Raw genomic sequence first — 16,103 nt, 5'->3', positions numbered from 1 at the left:
CGACCTCCGGGGCCGCGGACGGCCCGCGGCTGACCCCGTCCGTCCGGACGGTGTCCGCGGCGATGCTACGCGCCGCAGGCGTCACGGGGGGCAGTTCGCGCCGGCTAGGTTCCGCGGGAGGATCGACGAGACGGGAGAGGGCCGTGGCGGACGCGCTGGTCACCATCGAGGGAGCGGAGCCGTGGTCGGCGACCGGCTCGGGTGAGCACGCCCGGACCGGGGTGGTGGTGCTGCACGGGTTCACCGGCAACCCGAACTCCACCCGACCGCTCGGACAGCGTCTCGGTGCCGAGGGCTACCAGGTCGAGGTGCCCCGGCTGCCGGGGCACGGCACCGACGTCCGCGACCTCGGGCGCACCCGGTACGCCGACTGGGCGGCCGCCGCCGAGGAGGTCGTCGAACAGGTCGCGAGCAGGTCCGACCGGCTCGTGCTGATCGGGCTGTCGATGGGGGGCACGCTGACCCTCGACATCGCCAGCCGGCGCCAGGACCTGGTCGACGCGGCGGTCGTCATCAACCCCCAGATCCTCACACCCGAGCAGCTGCTGGCCAAGCTCGCGCCCCTGCTCCAGCACGTGCTGCCGTACGTGCCACGCGACGCGGCCGGGTTGCCGTCGGACGACATCGCTCGCCCGTCGGCGGATGAGCGGGCCTACGCGAAGGTGTCGGCCAAGGCGGCGCAGTCGTTGATCCGTGAGCTGCCGCGCGTGCGGTCGCAGCTGCCGCAGCTCACCCAGCCGCTGCTGGTCGCCTACTCGCCCCAGGACCACTCCGTGCCGCCGAAGAACGCCAAGGCCCTGCGTGAGCTGATCGGTTCCGAGGGGCAGGTCACCGAGCTCGAGCTGACCCGCTCCTACCACGTGGCCACCCTGGACTACGACGCGCCGCTCCTCGAGGCCGAGATCCTGCGCTTCATCGGTGAGGTGGCGGCGGGCGCGACGTCGTGAGCGTCGGCGTCGCGATCCACGTCGACGACGACGGGTTCGTCAGGGCGCCGGCACCGCTGGTCTACCGTCGGTTGACGCACGTGCTGGCCTGGCCGCAGTGGTGGCCCGGGGTGCGCGTCGAGCAGCGTCCCCCGGAGCTCGCCCCGGGGGCTCCCGCAGGCGCTGAGCCCGACGAGGTGGTGGCCCTCGAGCTCGCGGGCGCGCCGGGCCGGCGCGTCCGCCTGACCGCGCGGCTGCACGACTGGCGGCTCGACGCGGGGTTCGCGCTCGACCTGCGTGGTGACCTCGAGGGCCGCGCGGAGTTCTGGCTCGAACCCGGGTACGGCGGCACGGTGATCCACCACCTGGTCATCGCGACCAGCGCCCACCCGCGACCGCTCGAGGTGCACACCGACCACCGCCGTGCCCTCCGGCGCGGTCTGTGGGCGCTCAAGGACCTGCTCGAACTCGAGGTGCGCACCGGCGCTGGGCTGCTGCCGTGACGCTGCGGTGAGGTGTCCGACCTGCGGTGCGCGCAACGCCACCACGGCGGCGTGGTGCACCCAGTGCTACGCCGACCTGCGCCCACCTCCGCCCCCGTCGCCGCCACGGTCACCGGGCGAGGCGGCTCCGGGTGGATCCGCTCCGGCCGTCGACACGCCCGAGGCTGCGGCGCCGGGTGACGTCGGTGCGGACGACGACGTGGCGGGGGACGACGCCCCTGACGACGTCGCGACCGAGGGACCATCGACCGTCGAGGTCGAGGGGCTCGACGTCCGCACGGTGGACGGCGAGGTGGAGTGGCGCTGCCACACCTGCGAGGGCTGGTCCCCGCTGACCACGGACCGGTGCCTGATCTGCAGCAGCCCCCGCACGGGCTTCGGGGACCCGCCGCCCCGCCCCGATGTCGCTCCCGGCGATCGCGCGCGGTTGCTCGTCGCCAGCGTGCTGTTGCCGGGTCTCGGTCACCTGTTCGCACGGCGGTCCGGGACGGGTGTCGCGCGTGCGGTGCTGTACCTGAGCTGGCTCGCCGGTGGGGCCGCGCTCGGTCGAGCGGCCAGCGGCAGCGGTGCCAGCGTGCTGCCAGCCGTCCCACTGCTGCTCGGTGCCGGGGTGCTCTGGGCCGGCACGCTGGCGGACGCCACGACCCTCGGGTCGGGACGGGAGGTGCTCGGTCCTCGCGTGTTGGCCATCCTCACCGCGAGCGTGATCGGCGCGCTCGTCCTGGCCCTCGCGGCCACGGCGTCGACGTCGGCTCCGGCGGCGTAGCGGCTAGCCTCCGACGGTCCGGCCGCTGCCACCGGCACCCCGTCCACGGAGCCCCCTGCTGTCCCGCCACGCCGCTCCCCGCGTCCTCTTGTTCACCGGCAAGGGTGGCGTCGGCAAGACCTCCGTGGCTGCGGCGACGGCCATCCGCGCTGCGGCGCGTGGGGATCGCGTCCTCGTGACGTCGACCGACCCCGCGCACTCGCTCGCCGACGCGCTCGACCAACCGGTCGGCGACCACCCCACCCGGGTTCCCCTGCCGGACGGCGGCGACCTCGATGCGCAGCAGATCGACGCGCAGCAGCGTCTGGAGCGTCACTGGCGCGAGGTCCGCGACTACCTGGTCAGCTTGCTCGCCTGGGGCGGCGTCGGTGACGTCGAGGCCGAGGAGTTGGTCCTCCTGCCCGGGCTCGACGAGCTGTTCGCGCTGGTCGATCTTCGCGGTCAGGTCGACGGCGGACGCTACGACCTGATCGTCGTCGACTGCGCTCCGACGGCCGAGACGCTCCGTCTGCTGAGCTTGCCGGACGCCTTGCGGTGGTACGTCGATCGCGTCCTCGGTCCCGGCCGCCGTGTCGCCCGGGCGGTCCGGCCGCTCCAACGTGCACGTGGCGCCGCTGGCCTGCCCGTCCCCGAGGACGACGTCTTCGGCGCCGTCGAACGCGTCCACGCCGACCTCGCTGCGGTCCACGAGATGCTCCAGGACCCGGCCCGATCCTCGATCCGGCTGGTGGCCAACCCCGAGCGGCTGATCGTCGCCGAGACGCAGCGGACCGCCACCTCCCTGTCGCTGTTCGGCTACGCGGTCGACGCGCTGGTCGTCAACCGCATGCTCCCCGACGAGGTGACCGATCCCTACCTCGCCCGGTGGAAGCAGCGGCAGGCCGAACACCTGACGACGATCCGCGACGCGTTCGCGCCCACCCCGGTGCTGACCGCGCCGCTGTTCGAGGACGAGCTCGACGGCGTCGCCGGCCTCGCTGGCCTCGCTGACGCCCTGTACGGCGACATCGACGAGCGGGCCGTGCTCGGCGACGGTCGTCCCGTCACCGTGGTGGCCGACGGCGATGACCGCGTGCTGCGCCTCGCGCTGCCCTTCGCTGCTCGCGACGAGGTCGACCTGCACCGGCGCGGCACCGATCTGCACCTGTCGGTCGCGGGCGTCCGTCGGACGGTGGCGCTCCCGGCGGCGTTGCAGCGACGTGAGGTCGGCGCGGCTCGGTTCGTCGACGGGTACCTCGAGATCCGGTTCGTCACGGTCGACGACCGGCCCCTGGCGACCTCGGCAGGCACGACGTGAGCGCCGCCGAACGTCCCTGGTGGGCGAGCGAGGGCGACGCACCGGTCGACGACGTGGACCCGGTCGAGGCGCACCGTCGTGCCCGACGGCCGTCGTCCGAGCCGCCCGGGCCGGACGACGACGGCAGCTGGTGGGTACCGGCGTCCGAAGCCGTCACGCGGCTGGTACGGGATCTGACCGCGTCGGCGACCGCATCGCCCCCGCGCGGCCTGGCTGACGACCTCTTCGGAGGTGACGACCGCACGACCACGGACGATCCGGAACGTCCGCGCACGAGCGGTGGCGGTGGCGGCGACGGCCCCGACGGGCACACCGTCGACGCCTGCGGGATCTGTCCGATCTGCGTCGGCCTCCGAGCGCTCGGGGACGCCCGACCCGATCTCGTGGTGCACCTCGCCGAAGCCGCCCGACAGCTCGCGCTCGCCGTCCGCACGGTCGTCGACGCCGCCGCCGATGGGGACGAGGCTACGGCGGACCGATCGGGAGCCGCGTCCGGCCGCCGATCGCGTCGCGACGGGTTGCAGCACATCGACCTCGACGAGGACTGACGCGGGCCGGCGTGCCCTCGCCGGTCGCGCCCCCGTCCGCCCCCGTCCGACCCCGTCCGACCACGACGCGAGGAGCTCCCGTGACCGCCGCCGCGCTCGGTATCGACGTCGGAGGCACGAAGCTCGTCGCGGCGACGGTCGACGCCGACGGCCGGATCCTCGACCGGCGCCGGCAGGTGACGCCCGCCCGCGACGCGGACCAGCTCGTCGCCCGTCTGCAGGAGCTCATCGCCGAGCTCGCCGGAGGCGGGCTGCCGGTCGGGGTCGGAGTCGCCGGCATGGTCGACCCGCAGGGTCGCGTGCGGTACGGGCCGAACATCGGCGTGCGCGACCTTCCCCTCGCCGAGCTCCTCGCCGACGCCGCCGGTGGTGTCGTGGCCGTGGTCAACGACGCCAACGCCGCCACCCTCGGTGAGCAGCGTGCCGGTGCGGCGCGGGGACGCGACGAGGTCGTGATGTTCACCCTCGGGACGGGTGTCGGGGGAGGGGTCGTCTCGGGTGGGCAGCTGCGCCAGGGGGCGCACGGGTTCGGGGGTGAGCTCGGTCACGTCATCGTCGAGGAGGGCGGGCGACCGTGTCCGTGCGGGAACCGGGGCTGCATCGAGGCGTACGCGTCCGGTACGGCGATCGCGCTGGCGGCCCGCGATCGCCTCGTGGACCCCGATCGGCCCTCGACGCTGCGGGATGCCACGGACCTGACCGGCCGCGCGGTGACCGAGGCGGCGCAGGTCGGGGACGCGCTCGCGCAGAGCGTGCTCGTCGACGTCGGACGCTGGCTCGGCGTCGCCGCGGCCAGCGTCGTCAACGCCCTCGACCCGGAGGTGATCCTGATCGGCGGCGGCGCGGCGGAAGCGACCGCACCCTGGGTGCTGCCGGCCGCGGAACGGGCCCTCGGTGAGCGTGTGCTCGGCAGGAACCTGCGACCGCTGCCGCCGTTCGAGCTGGCCACGCTCGGCGACGATGCCGGGATGGTCGGGGCGGCGATGCTCGCCCTCGGCCGTGCCGACGACCCGACCGAGGAGTCCCGGTGAGCTTCCCGCGCCAGCACGCTCGCACCCGTCGGTTCACCCTCGGTGTGCCGCGGAGCTTCGTCATCGCGCCGGGTGGCGAACGGGTGCTGTTCCTGCGGGCCGCGGGACCGGAGGACCCGATCACCTCGCTGTGGGAGCTCGACCTCGGGACCGGCAGCGAACGTCGTGTGCTCGACGCGGCCGAGCTCGGTGCCGACGACGCGGACCTGTCCGCCGAGGAGCGAGCTCGCCGGGAACGGGCACGCGAGCTCGCCGGCGGCATCACCGCCTACGCGACGGACCGTGACGTCCAGCTCGTGGCCACCAGCGTCGGTGGTCGGCTCCACACCGTCGACCTGCGGACGGGTGCGGTCGTCGCCCACCCGACCGCGGGCCCGGCGTTCGATCCCCGGCTGTCCCCGGACGGCCGCCGCATCACCTACGTCAGCGACGACGCGCTGCACCTCGTCGAGCTGGTCGCGGGTCCGGGTTCGCCCGGTGTGACCCGCCCGCTCGTGGTCGAGAGCGGTGTCGCGTGGGGCCGGGCGGAGTTCATCGCTGCCGAGGAGATGGGCCGCGGTCGCGGCCACTGGTGGGGCGCGGACGGCGACCACATCGCCGTCTGCCGCGTCGATGAGTTCGACGTGGCCGCCTGGCACCTCGGCGACCCCGGCACGCCAGGCACCCCGCCACCGACCATCCGCTACCCGGCAGCCGGCACCGCTGACGCCGACGTCCGGCTCGCCGTGCTGTCGACCGAGGGCGGACGGCGCATCGACGTCGACTGGGACCGCGACCGGTTCCCCTACCTCGCACGGGTGTCGTGGGGCGACGGCCCGTTCACCCTCCAGGTGCAGTCCCGCGACCAGCGTTCGGCACGCGTGCTCACCGTCGATCCGGCCACGGGCCGCACGACCTGCGTCCGCGAGCTCGACGACGAGGCGTGGATCGAGCTGGTCCCTGGCAGCCCGACGTGGGCGGGCTCGCGGCTCGTGACCGTCGAGGACGTCGCGACGCACGGGGTCGACGGATCGCGCGCCCTGCTGCTGGACGGTGACGTGGTCAGCCCGCCGGGCCTCCAGGTCCGTTCGGTGGTCCACGCCGACGAGACCTCCGTGACGGTGACCGCGTCGGACGTCGATCCGACCCAGGTGCACGTGTGGCGCTGGACGTCCGACGGCACGTGGGACCCGGTCACCGAGCACGATCCGGGGGTGCACGCCGCCACCGCGTCGGCGTCGGTCCAGGTCACCAGCAGCGCGGGCTTGGACCGCCCCACGCTGCACGTGACGGTGTCGTGGTCCGTCGACGGCGGAGCGACGCAGCAGCACGAGCTCGCGTCGCTCGCGGCCGTCCCGTCCCTCACCCCGCGTGTCGAGCTGCTCGAGCTCGGACCCCGACGGCTCCGAGCCGCGCTGCTGCGCCCCAGCGGCGACGACGGCACCACGCCGTTGCCGGTCCTGCTCGACCCGTACGGCGGCCCCCACGCCCAGCGGGTGCTGCAGGCGGGCGGGGCGTTCCTGACCTCGCAGTGGTTCGCCGACCAGGGGTTCGCCGTCCTGGTCGTCGACGGCCGGGGCACGCCCGGGCGCGGCCCGGCCTTCGAGCGCGCGGTCCAGGGCGATCTGGCCACGCCCGTCCTCGACGACCAGCTCGATGCGCTCGCGGCCGCTGCCGAGCACGAACCGCGGCTCGACCTGTCCCGGGTGGCGGTGCGCGGGTGGAGCTTCGGCGGTTACCTCGCGGCCCTCGCGGTGCAGCGCCGACCGGACGCGATCCGGGCGGCGATCGCCGGGGCGCCGGTCACCGACTGGCACCTGTACGACACCCACTACACCGAGCGCTACCTCGGGCATCCTGACGCATCCCCCGAGGCCTACGAGGTGTCGTCGCTCGTGGACGCGGATGGACGGTTGCTCGGCGCGGTCGAGCCGGCCGTGGGCTCTCCGCCACCCGAGCTGCTGCTGATCCACGGCCTCGCGGACGACAACGTGGTCGCGGCACACGCCGTGCGGCTGTCGGCGGCGCTCCTGGCGGCCGGTCGACGCCACCGGTTCGTCCCGCTGTCCGGCGTCACGCACGTCGCCGGTCAGGAGGACGTCGCGGAGCGGCTGCTGCAGCTCCAGGCGGCGTTCCTCCACGAGGTGCTCGCGACCGGCGGTGGCTGACGGCGACGGGCGGACGGCGTCAGCCGCCGCGCTGCGCCTGCTTGCCGAGCAGCCACACGACCGCACCGATCGTGACCGCGAGCACGAACGTCGACGTCGGCGGACCGATGATGACCGCGAGGACGAACCCGGCGATCACCAACGCGGCGGGGCGACCGAACCGGCGCGCCTCCGAGGCCGTGCCCGCCCGCTGCGGCCGACGTTCCGAGCGCTGTGCTTTGGCCGCACGCTTCGGGCCACGGGTCCCCGCGGGGTCCTCGACGGCCCGCAGACGGCGGCCCTTGTTCGGGGAGGACGGCCGGGCGGCTTGCGCGATGGTGTCCATCTGCGCCACGAGGGTGGCGTGCGCCTGATCGCCCTCGTCGTCGGGGACGATCACGTGCACCCCGTCACGCGCGCGACGAGCCTCCGGGTGCAGCCCAGCGGTGTGCAGGACCTCGAGGAGGACGGTGGCCTGCTCCGCAGGCCAGGTGCCGAGATCGGCGGCCACGACGCTCCCTCCACGTTCCCCCGGCGGCCATCCGCCGGGGTCCCTTCGACCGGTGCGCCTCGTCGCTGCACGGGGCGGTACCGAGCCGTGCGGGCCACGGTTCCCACCGCACCCCGTCCGGTCCGACCACGCAGACGTGTCGACGCCCACGAGGCCGGGTGCGTAGGCTAACCCCGACGGACCGATCGTCGCCGCACGGGAGCGGGCGGACGGTCGGTCCGAGCGACGAGGAGCCGAGCGTGGCGGGACTGGCCGATGCACCGCGCATGTACCGCGCGTTGAAGAAGGTCCTGCCCCCGATCACCGACCGGTACTTCCCGGTCCGGGTCGAGGGTCTCGACAACGTGCCCGAGGTCGAGCCGGTCATCCTGGCGATCAACCACCTGTCGTTCATCGACTCCATCCTCGTGCCCATCGCCATCGAGCGACCGGTCTACTACCTCGGCAAGGCGGACTACTGGGATTCGTGGAAGACCCGGTGGTTCTTCGAGGGGACCGGGGTCGTGCCGGTGAGGCGCACCGGTGATGGCAGCGGCGATGCCGCGCTCGCGACCGGCGTCGAGATCCTCAACCGAGGTGACCTGCTCGGCATCTACCCCGAGGGGACCCGGAGTCCCGATGGTCGGCTGTACCGCGGCAAGACCGGACCGGTCCGGATGGCGCTCGAGGCCGGCGTGCGCATCGTGCCCGTCGCGGTCGAAGGGACCGACCGCGCCATGCCGACCGGCTCCTACCTGCCGAAGCGGCGCCCGATCACGATCCGCTACGGGCAGCCGCTCGACCTGTCGCGCTTCGCGGACCGCAGGGACGATCCGTTCGTGCTGCGCTCGGCCACCGACGAGCTGATGTTCGAGATCATGCTGCTGTCCGGCCAGGAGTACGTCGACGAGTACGCGTCGAAGGTCAAGTCGGGCTCGGTCAAGCTCGGTGAGGACGCCGACGGTGGCACGACGGTCGAGATCGACGGGGCCGAGAAGTCACGGTCGACGCGCCGCGCGGGCTGAGACGCTGGTCTAGGCGCGGTCTAGGCGTGGTCTAGGCGTCCGGCTGCAGGTCGACGCTGGCCGAGTTGATGCAGTAGCGCAGCCCTGTCGGCTGGTCCGGTGCGTCGTCGAAGACGTGCCCGAGGTGCCCCCCGCAGGCGGTGCAGACCACCTCGGTGCGGCGCATGCCGAGCGACTGGTCCTCGACCTCACCGACGGCGTCACCGTCGACGGGGGCGGAGAAGCTCGGCCAGCCGCAGTGCGCGTCGAACTTCGTCTCGGAGGAGAACAGCGGCGTCCCACACCCCGCGCAGCGGTAGGTGCCCTCGTCGGTGGCGTCCCAGTACGCGCCCGTGAAGGGCCGTTCGGTGCCCTTCTCCCGCAGGACCGCGTACTGCTCGGGGGAGAGGCGCTCACGCCACTGCTCGTCGGTGAGGGTCACGCGCTCTGGCACCTGCGGGCTCCTTCTCGCTCCGGTCCCGCGAGGGTACGGACCCGTCAGGGTGTCGCCGCCGTCAACGCTTCGAGGTGGTCGGCGACCGCCGGCGCGAGCACGACCTGGTGGCCGCGCAGCAGACAGCGAGCGAACTGCACCACCACCTGGGCAGGGTCGGGGTCCGGGTCGAACGTGACCGCCCGGCGAGCGACCAGGAGGCGCAGCGCATCCGCGCTCGGACCCTCGGGCCAGCCGACGGGCACGGGGTCCTCGAAGCGGGCCACACCGTCGGCGCCCCGGCCGTAGGGGTGGATCGTCCCATCGCAGCGAGGTTCGCCGGGTCCGTGCCCGTCGATCTCGAGGACGGTCAGGACCGTGTGGCGGAGGTCGACGTCCTCCACCACGGGCGGGACGGGGTCGTCGATCGACCACGCTCGTCCCGGGAGCGCCAGGACGAAGCGGTCGGCGCCGAGGGGCAGCAGCAGCGCCGCCAGCTCGACGAGCGGGCCGGTCAGCTCGTGCGGCGCGAACGGGCGGAGTCCGACGATGGCGAGCCCCTCGTCGCCCGCGTAGGCCGCCAGCGTCGGTGCCGGCGGGAGCCCGTCGTCGAGCGCTGCCGTGGCGAGCGCGAGCAAGCGCTCGGTCGCGGTGTCCCAGGTGGTCACGTGCGTCCCGTTCCGTCACACCGGACGACCGTCGCCCGCGTCCGGTGCACCGTGCCAGCCCGCCGGGGCACGGGCCCGCCGGGTCCGTCCGCGCCTGTGGACGACGCAGCCCGTCGCGCCGTCAGCCCTCGGTGACGTGGGCCCACCCGCGGCTGCGGTCGACCGCAGCCCGCCACCCGTCGAGCAACCGGCGCCGGGTGGCTTCGTCCATCGTGGGCGAGAACCGGGCGTCCTCCTGCCAGACCTGCGCGAGCTCGTCGGTCGAGGCCCACACCCCGCACCCGAGCCCGGCGAGGAACGCCGCGCCGAGCACGGTCGTCTCGGCGTTGCGCGGCCGCAGGACGTCGACGCCGAGGACGTCGGCTTGGAACCGGCACAGCAGGTCGTTGGCTGCAGCACCGCCGTCGACCCGCAGCTCCTGCAGGTCGTGCTTGGCCTCGCGCTCCATCAGCTCGGCCACGTCGACGGTCTGGTAGGCCATCGCCTCGAGGGCGGCGCGTGCGAGGTGGGCGCGGCCGGTCCCGCGGGTCAGACCGACGATGGTGCCCCGGGCGTACTGGTCCCAGTGGGGAGCCCCGAGGCCAGCGAACGCGGGGACGAGGTAGACTCCTTCGTTGCCGTCCGGCAGCTGCGCGGCGAGCTGCTCGGTCTCGGCCGCTTCGTCGATGATCCCGAGCCCGTCACGCAGCCACTGCACCGACGCGCCCGTGACGAAGATCGCGCCCTCGAGGACGTAGGTCGGTTCGCCGTCGATCTGCCAACCGACCGAGGTCAGGAGGCCGTGCTGGCTCTCGACCGCGTCGGCACCGGTGTTCAGCAGCAGGAACGACCCCGTGCCGTAGGTGTTCTTCGACGTGCCGGGTGACCAGCACCCCTGCCCGAACAGGGCCGCCTGCTGGTCGCCGGCGATCCCCGTGATGGGTGCCTCGATCCCGAGGAACTCGGATGGGTCGGTCGTCCCGAACGTTCCGGCCGAGTCCCGGACCTCGGGGAGCACCGCGGCGGGCACGTCGAGCAGCCGGCACATCGCGTCGGACCAGCCGCCCTCGCGGACGTCGTAGAGCATGGTCCGCGACGCGTTCGAGGGTTCGGTGACGTGCTCGCGCCCCCCGGTCATCCGTGCCACGAGCCAGGTGTCCATCGTGCCGAACGCGAGATCGCCCGCGTCCGCCCGGTCGCGGGCACCGTCCACCGCGTCGAGGGTCCAGGCGATCTTGGTCCCTGAGAAGTAGGCGTCGGCCACCAGACCCGTGCACCGGCGGATCGCGTCGGCGTGCCCGGCGGCCTTCAGCTGGTCGCACGTGGCGGAGGTCCGGCGGTCCTGCCAGACGATGGCGCGGTGCACCGGAGCCAGCGTCGAACGGTCCCACAGCACGGTGGTCTCGCGCTGGTTGGTGATCCCGATGGCCGTCACCTCGTCAGGCCGCGTGTCCGCGTCCTCGAGGGCCGCGCGGGTCGCTTCGAGCGTGGCCTGCCAGATCTCGTCGGCGTCGTGTTCGACCCACCCGGGACGGGGGAAGTGCTGCTCGAACTCGCGGTACCCGCTGCCGACGATGCCGCCGTCGCCGTCGATCAGGAACCCGCGCACGCCGGTCGTGCCCTCGTCGATGGCCAGGATGCGGACGGTCACGGCGAGCTCCGGCGGGTGGTGTCGGGGTGCGGTGAGGCTAGTCGTGGGTAGGGTGCCGCCGACCGCGTGACCGACAGCCAGAGGACGAGCCACCGATGGTCTGCCGCATCGGGATCCTGACCGGCGGCGGCGACTGTCCCGGCCTGAACGCCGCGATCCGCGCCATCGTGCGGCGCGCCGACCGGTCCCACTCGATCACCTACGGCTTCAAGTCGGGCTGGAAGGGTGTGCTCGAGGGGCAGGTCGAGCAGCTCACGGTGGCGTCGACCCGGGGGCTGCTCCACCGGGGCGGCACGATGCTCGGTACCTCCCGGGTCGACCCCTACCGGGAACCCGACGGGGTCGAGCGCATCCGCGACGCGCTCGAGGTCCACCGGCTCGACGGCCTGATCGTCATCGGCGGCGAGGGGACGCTGTCCGCGTCCCGGCACCTGTGGGAGGACGAGGAGATCCCGATCATCGGTATCCCGAAGACCATCGACAACGACGTCGGTGGGACCGACCTCACCATCGGGTTCCTGACCGCCGTCCGGACCGCGACCGAGGCGGTCGATCGGCTGCACTCGACCGCGGAGTCGCACAACCGTGTGATGGTGCTCGAGGTGATGGGGCGCCACGCGGGCTGGATCGCCACCTACGCCGGGATGGCCGGAGGGGCAGACGCGATCCTGGTCCCCGAGGTGCCGTTCGACATCGACGCCGTCGGTCGCCACCTCAAGCACCGTGCCGGGGTCGGGCGCGACTTCTCCATCGTGGTCGTCGCCGAAGGCGCGCTGCCGCAGCCTGGCACCATGGAGCTCGCCGAGCCGCCGAAGGACGAGTTCGGTCGGCCACGGCTCGGGGGTATCGGCCACACGATCGCCCACGAGATCGAGACCCGGACCGGGTTCCCGGCCCGGGTCACCATCCTCGGACACGTGCAGCGCGGCGGGTCGCCGACGCCGATGGATCGGGTCCTCGCGACCCAGATGGGCGTGCGCGCCGCGGAGCTGGCGATGGACGGTGCCTGGGGGACGATGACCGCGTACCGCAACTTCGGGGTCGTGCCGGTCTCGCTCGCGGAGGCCACCGAGCACCTCAAGATGGTCCCGGCCGACCTGTTCGCGGTCGCCGAGACGTTCTTCGGGTGATGGCCGGCCCGCCCCCGCTCCAGCTCGCCATCGACGTCGCGGTGGCGGCCGGGACGCTGCTCGCCGACTTCGCCGGCCGTCGCCGCGACGGTGCCGACATCGGTGTCGAGACCAAGTCGACGGCGACCGACCCCGTCAGCGAGGCGGACCGGGCGGCCGAACGGTTGATCGCCGAACGGCTGCTCACCGCTCGTCCGGACGATGGGCTCCTCGGCGAGGAGGGCCAAGCACCGCGTGCGGGCACCTCCGGCTACCGCTGGGTGGTCGACCCCCTCGACGGCACCGTGAACTTCCTCTACGACCGACCCGCCTGGTGCGTGTCGATCGCGTGCGAGGACGACCGCGGCTCGGTGGTGGGTGTGGTCCACGCACCGGTCCTCGGGGAGACCTGGGTCGCCGAACGTGGCGGTGGCGCACGCCGGCTGGAGGACGATCGCCCGCTGCAGGTCAGCTCGGTCTCCACCCTCGCGCAGGCCCTGGTGGCGACCGGGTTCGCCTACGACGCCGACGTGCGGGCCCAGCAGGGCACCGAGGGAGCGGACCTCGTGGCCCGCGTCCGCGACGTCCGCCGGGACGGCTCGGCTGCCCTCGACCTCGCCGGGGTCGCTGCGGGCCGGGTCGACGGCTACCTCGAGCACGGTCTGCAGCCCTGGGACCTGGCAGCGGGGTCGTTGCTGGTGACCGAAGCGGGCGGGTGCGTCACGCTGGTCGAACGGGAGCTCGCCGGGCAGGTGCTCGACGGGATCGTGGCCGGTGGGTCCGCGGTCCACGACCTGTTGCTCGACTGGGAGGTCGCGCGCCGATGACCGAACTCGTGGACCTGCGCAGCGACACCGTCACCCGTCCCACCGCCGGGATGCGTCGGGCGATGGCCGACGCCGAGGTGGGCGACGACGTCTACGGCGAGGACCCCACCGTCCGCGCCCTCGAGCGTGAGGTCGCCGACCGGTTCGGTCGTCAGGCCGCCGTCCTGACCCCGTCCGGCGTGATGGCGACCCAGATCCTGCTGCGGGCGCTCACCACCCCGGGCAGCGAGGTGGTGTGCGAGTCGGACGCCCACATCGTCGCCTACGAGGCGGGCGCCGCTGCCATCAACGCGCAGGTGCAGTTCCGCACCGTCGACGGCGACCGTGGCCGGCTCGACGCGGACACCGTCCGAGCCGCGCTCCGGCCGGCCGCCTTCCCTTACACCGAGGTGGCGGCGATCAGCGTCGAGGAGACCACCAACCGCGGGGGAGGGGCGATCCACGGGCTCGAACGGCTCCGCGCGCTGCGAGCGATCGCCGACGAGCGCGGGCTCGCTCTCCACGGTGACGGCGCTCGGCTGTGGCACGCGCTGGTGGCGACCGGGCAGGATCCGACCGAGGTCGGGCGCACCTTCACCGCGTTCAGCGTGTGCCTGTCGAAGGGGCTCGGCGCCCCGGTCGGTTCCCTCGCGATCGGGGACGCGGACACCATCGAGGTGGCGCGTGCCTGGCGCCGCCGGTTCGGTGGGGCGATGCGCCAGGCCGGGGTCCTCGCCGCGGCCGGCCGGTACGCGCTCGAACACCACCTCGACCGCCTGGCCGACGATCACGCCAACGCCCGCCACCTGGCCACCCGGCTCGCCGAGGCGGTACCGGACGCCGTGGACCTCGGCGAGGTCGAGACCAACCTGGTCTATGTCCGCACCGGCGGGCGTCCGGCCGGCGAGGTGATCGAGGTGCTCGCGGCACGGGGGATCCGGATCGGGGCGATGGGCCCGCACCTGCTGCGCGCGGTGACCCACCTCGACGTCGATCGTGACGGCATCGACCGCGCTGTCGACGCGCTGATCGCCGAACTCACCCCCTGATGAGTCAACGACGTGCATGTTGCGCGTGCGGCGGTTCCCCACCGGCCCGCGGACGACCTACCGCTTCCGCGGAAGCGCCTAGCGGGGATGGGCGCGTCCCCGGCCTACCGGGGTGCTCGTGTGGCGGGAGCGCTACGTGGGGACCCCGCAACCCCGCTCGGGTGCAACGCGGGGTGCTCGTGTGTCGCCGGCGCCACGTGAGGCCCCCGGAAGCAGCCATCTGGTGACAACGCCCTCATGGTTGTCTGGGGGTCGGGACGCAGGTCCGCGACCTAGCGTCTCGAGGGTCCCGGTGGGATGACTCGATAACGCCCTGTCGCCCGTCGAGGGCTGACTTGATAACGAGCTGCCGCCCGCCGGGACCCGGTCGCGGTCTGACTCAAGAGAGGCATGAGCACACGCTCGCATGAGGTCTGTCGACCGCGGCGTCCCGCCGAACAAGGAGGACGTCATGGGACGAACGGTGATCGGCGTCGACCCCCACAAGCGGTCCCATACCGCGGTGGTGCTCGACGAGGACGAGGAGATTGCCGCGCAGCTTCGCGTGGCCGCGGACCGCCGGCAGACGCAACGGCTGCTGCATTCAGCCCACGACCCCCGGACGCTCACCACGTCGCGGGGGTCACCTCGTTCACGGACGCGACAGCCTCGCCGGCCAGTCAACCGTCCGCAACTCTGCGTAGTGACAGCATCCGTGGCAGAAGCCCGCCCCTACAACGTCAGAGACCGTGGCGCCCTACACCAGGTCGTGGATGTGCCCGCCTCGCTCTCGCACCGCACCCGAAGGCTCTCGGGCAAGTCCGGTCGCAAGACCGACGAGCACGATGCTCGCTCGGTCGCGATCGCAGCCGCGAAACCGGCACGGTTGCGCCAGGTCGAGGTCGAGGACTTCTCGCACGCGCTCGGGCTGATCCTGGACCGTCGCTGGCACCTGGTCACGTTCCGACATCGCACCATCTGCAGGCTCCACGCGTTGCTCTCGGAGATGGTCCCCGGAGGAGCGCCGAAGCACCTCACGGCCATCAAAGCGGCCAAGATGCTGCGTTCGGTACGCCCCGCCACGATGGTCGAGCGAACGGCAGGAGGTCGCCAAGCAGCTGCTTGAGGACTGGCGCTGGTGCAACCGGCGCATCCCCACCGTCGAGGCGCGGCTCCACGAGGCGCTCGAAGCGCACGGCTCGACGCTGACCGCGATCTTCGGGATCGGTGACGTCGGGGCAGCCACGATCCTGGCGATCGTGGGTGACGTCGGCCGGTTCCGCTCCGCGGGGCACGTCGCCGCCTACAACGGCACCGCACCCATCGAGGCGTCCTCCGGAGACCTCAAGCGGCACCGGCTCAACCAGGGCGGCAACCGACGACTCAACGCCGCGATCCACGTCGCTGCGGTCACCCAGATCCGCCACGACACGGACGGTCGGGTCTTCTTCCGCCGCAAGCTCGCCGAGCGCAAGAGCGAGGCAGAAGCGATGCGGGCTCTCAAGCGGCAGCTCTCGAACGTGGTCTACCGCCGCCTGGTCGCTGACCAGCGTCGCCGTGAGGCGGCCCGGGGTGGACAGACGGGAACGAGACTCGCGTCCGCGTGACCGGCTCACATCCCAGCACCGGTTCTTGGTTCTCGTCACACCCCGGACCACCACCACGCTACATCCCCACAGCGGTCACGGAACCCGAGATCCGGACCGACCTCGGGCCACCTCCACCTGCCCGTGAAACG

17 protein-coding genes are annotated in these 16,103 nt (G+C 73.3%); 13 read left to right on the top strand and 4 right to left on the bottom strand.

Annotated features, from left to right (window positions below; genetic code table 11):
- Positions 1 to 143: 143 nt before the first annotated feature.
- From WEB03_RS11940 to WEB03_RS11910, 7 genes are all read left to right on the top strand, one after another.
- A complete protein-coding gene (locus WEB03_RS11940; protein WP_368071173.1) occupies positions 144 to 947 on the top strand; it encodes an alpha/beta hydrolase in 804 nt (267 codons plus the stop codon).
- Positions 944 to 1,429, top strand: coding sequence for a hypothetical protein (locus WEB03_RS11935; protein ID WP_368071172.1), 486 nt, complete (start codon positions 944 to 946; stop codon positions 1,427 to 1,429). The genes WEB03_RS11940 and WEB03_RS11935 overlap by 4 nt, the downstream gene beginning before the upstream one ends.
- Before the next feature lie 7 nt (positions 1,430 to 1,436).
- On the top strand, positions 1,437 to 2,195 hold the full coding sequence (locus tag WEB03_RS11930; RefSeq protein ID WP_368071171.1) for a hypothetical protein: 759 nt from the start codon (positions 1,437 to 1,439) through the stop codon (positions 2,193 to 2,195).
- A gap of 88 nt (positions 2,196 to 2,283) precedes the next feature.
- Positions 2,284 to 3,492, top strand: a complete 1,209-nt coding sequence (locus WEB03_RS11925; RefSeq protein ID WP_368071170.1) for an ArsA family ATPase — start codon at positions 2,284 to 2,286, stop codon at positions 3,490 to 3,492.
- The gene (locus WEB03_RS11920; RefSeq protein WP_368071169.1) at positions 3,489 to 4,040 is read left to right on the top strand and encodes a hypothetical protein; all 552 of its coding nucleotides are present in this window, start codon (positions 3,489 to 3,491) and stop codon (positions 4,038 to 4,040) included. Before WEB03_RS11925 ends, WEB03_RS11920 begins: the two co-directional genes overlap by 4 nt.
- A gap of 80 nt (positions 4,041 to 4,120) precedes the next feature.
- On the top strand, positions 4,121 to 5,071 hold the full coding sequence (locus WEB03_RS11915) for an ROK family protein (protein WP_368071168.1): 951 nt from the start codon (positions 4,121 to 4,123) through the stop codon (positions 5,069 to 5,071).
- On the top strand, positions 5,068 to 7,218 hold the full coding sequence (locus WEB03_RS11910) for a prolyl oligopeptidase family serine peptidase (RefSeq protein WP_368071167.1): 2,151 nt from the start codon (positions 5,068 to 5,070) through the stop codon (positions 7,216 to 7,218). The genes WEB03_RS11915 and WEB03_RS11910 overlap by 4 nt, the downstream gene beginning before the upstream one ends.
- Positions 7,219 to 7,237: 19 nt before the next feature.
- Here the strand turns inward: WEB03_RS11910 and WEB03_RS11905 are convergent, their stop codons facing one another.
- A complete protein-coding gene (locus WEB03_RS11905; RefSeq protein ID WP_368071166.1) occupies positions 7,238 to 7,708 on the bottom strand; it encodes a hypothetical protein in 471 nt (156 codons plus the stop codon).
- A 239-nt stretch (positions 7,709 to 7,947) separates the two neighbouring features.
- Here WEB03_RS11905 and WEB03_RS11900 point away from each other — a divergent pair, with 239 nt between their 5' ends.
- Positions 7,948 to 8,712: a lysophospholipid acyltransferase family protein gene (locus tag WEB03_RS11900; RefSeq protein WP_368071165.1), complete on the top strand. Its 765-nt coding sequence runs from the start codon at positions 7,948 to 7,950 to the stop codon at positions 8,710 to 8,712.
- A 31-nt stretch (positions 8,713 to 8,743) separates the two neighbouring features.
- Here the strand turns inward: WEB03_RS11900 and msrB are convergent, their stop codons facing one another.
- From msrB to glpK, 3 genes are all read right to left on the bottom strand, one after another.
- The gene (gene msrB, locus WEB03_RS11895; protein WP_368071164.1) at positions 8,744 to 9,145 is read right to left on the bottom strand and encodes a peptide-methionine (R)-S-oxide reductase MsrB; all 402 of its coding nucleotides are present in this window, start codon (positions 9,143 to 9,145) and stop codon (positions 8,744 to 8,746) included.
- Positions 9,146 to 9,189: 44 nt separating this feature from the next.
- Complete coding sequence (locus WEB03_RS11890; protein WP_368071163.1) at positions 9,190 to 9,792, bottom strand: hypothetical protein; 603 nt, start codon at positions 9,790 to 9,792, stop codon at positions 9,190 to 9,192.
- Positions 9,793 to 9,913: 121 nt separating this feature from the next.
- A complete protein-coding gene (gene glpK, locus WEB03_RS11885) occupies positions 9,914 to 11,422 on the bottom strand; it encodes a glycerol kinase GlpK (RefSeq protein ID WP_368071162.1) in 1,509 nt (502 codons plus the stop codon).
- A 95-nt stretch (positions 11,423 to 11,517) separates the two neighbouring features.
- Between glpK and WEB03_RS11880 the strand changes: the two genes are divergently transcribed.
- From WEB03_RS11880 to WEB03_RS11860, 5 genes are all read left to right on the top strand, one after another.
- The gene (locus WEB03_RS11880) at positions 11,518 to 12,552 is read left to right on the top strand and encodes a 6-phosphofructokinase (RefSeq protein ID WP_368071161.1); all 1,035 of its coding nucleotides are present in this window, start codon (positions 11,518 to 11,520) and stop codon (positions 12,550 to 12,552) included.
- Positions 12,552 to 13,358, top strand: coding sequence for an inositol monophosphatase family protein (locus WEB03_RS11875; protein WP_368071160.1), 807 nt, complete (start codon positions 12,552 to 12,554; stop codon positions 13,356 to 13,358). Before WEB03_RS11880 ends, WEB03_RS11875 begins: the two co-directional genes overlap by 1 nt.
- Complete coding sequence (locus tag WEB03_RS11870) at positions 13,355 to 14,386, top strand: low specificity L-threonine aldolase (RefSeq protein WP_368071159.1); 1,032 nt, start codon at positions 13,355 to 13,357, stop codon at positions 14,384 to 14,386. Before WEB03_RS11875 ends, WEB03_RS11870 begins: the two co-directional genes overlap by 4 nt.
- Before the next feature lie 406 nt (positions 14,387 to 14,792).
- On the top strand, positions 14,793 to 15,491 hold the full coding sequence (locus WEB03_RS11865) for a transposase (RefSeq protein ID WP_368071158.1): 699 nt from the start codon (positions 14,793 to 14,795) through the stop codon (positions 15,489 to 15,491).
- Positions 15,484 to 15,972, top strand: a complete 489-nt coding sequence (locus tag WEB03_RS11860) for a transposase (protein ID WP_368071194.1) — start codon at positions 15,484 to 15,486, stop codon at positions 15,970 to 15,972. The genes WEB03_RS11865 and WEB03_RS11860 overlap by 8 nt, the downstream gene beginning before the upstream one ends.
- Positions 15,973 to 16,103: the final 131 nt, after the last annotated feature.

This window comes from Nitriliruptor sp. (genome assembly GCF_040882075.1).
Lineage (GTDB): Bacteria > Actinomycetota > Nitriliruptoria > Nitriliruptorales > Nitriliruptoraceae > Nitriliruptor.
This window is presented reverse-complemented; position numbering and strand designations above follow the sequence as displayed.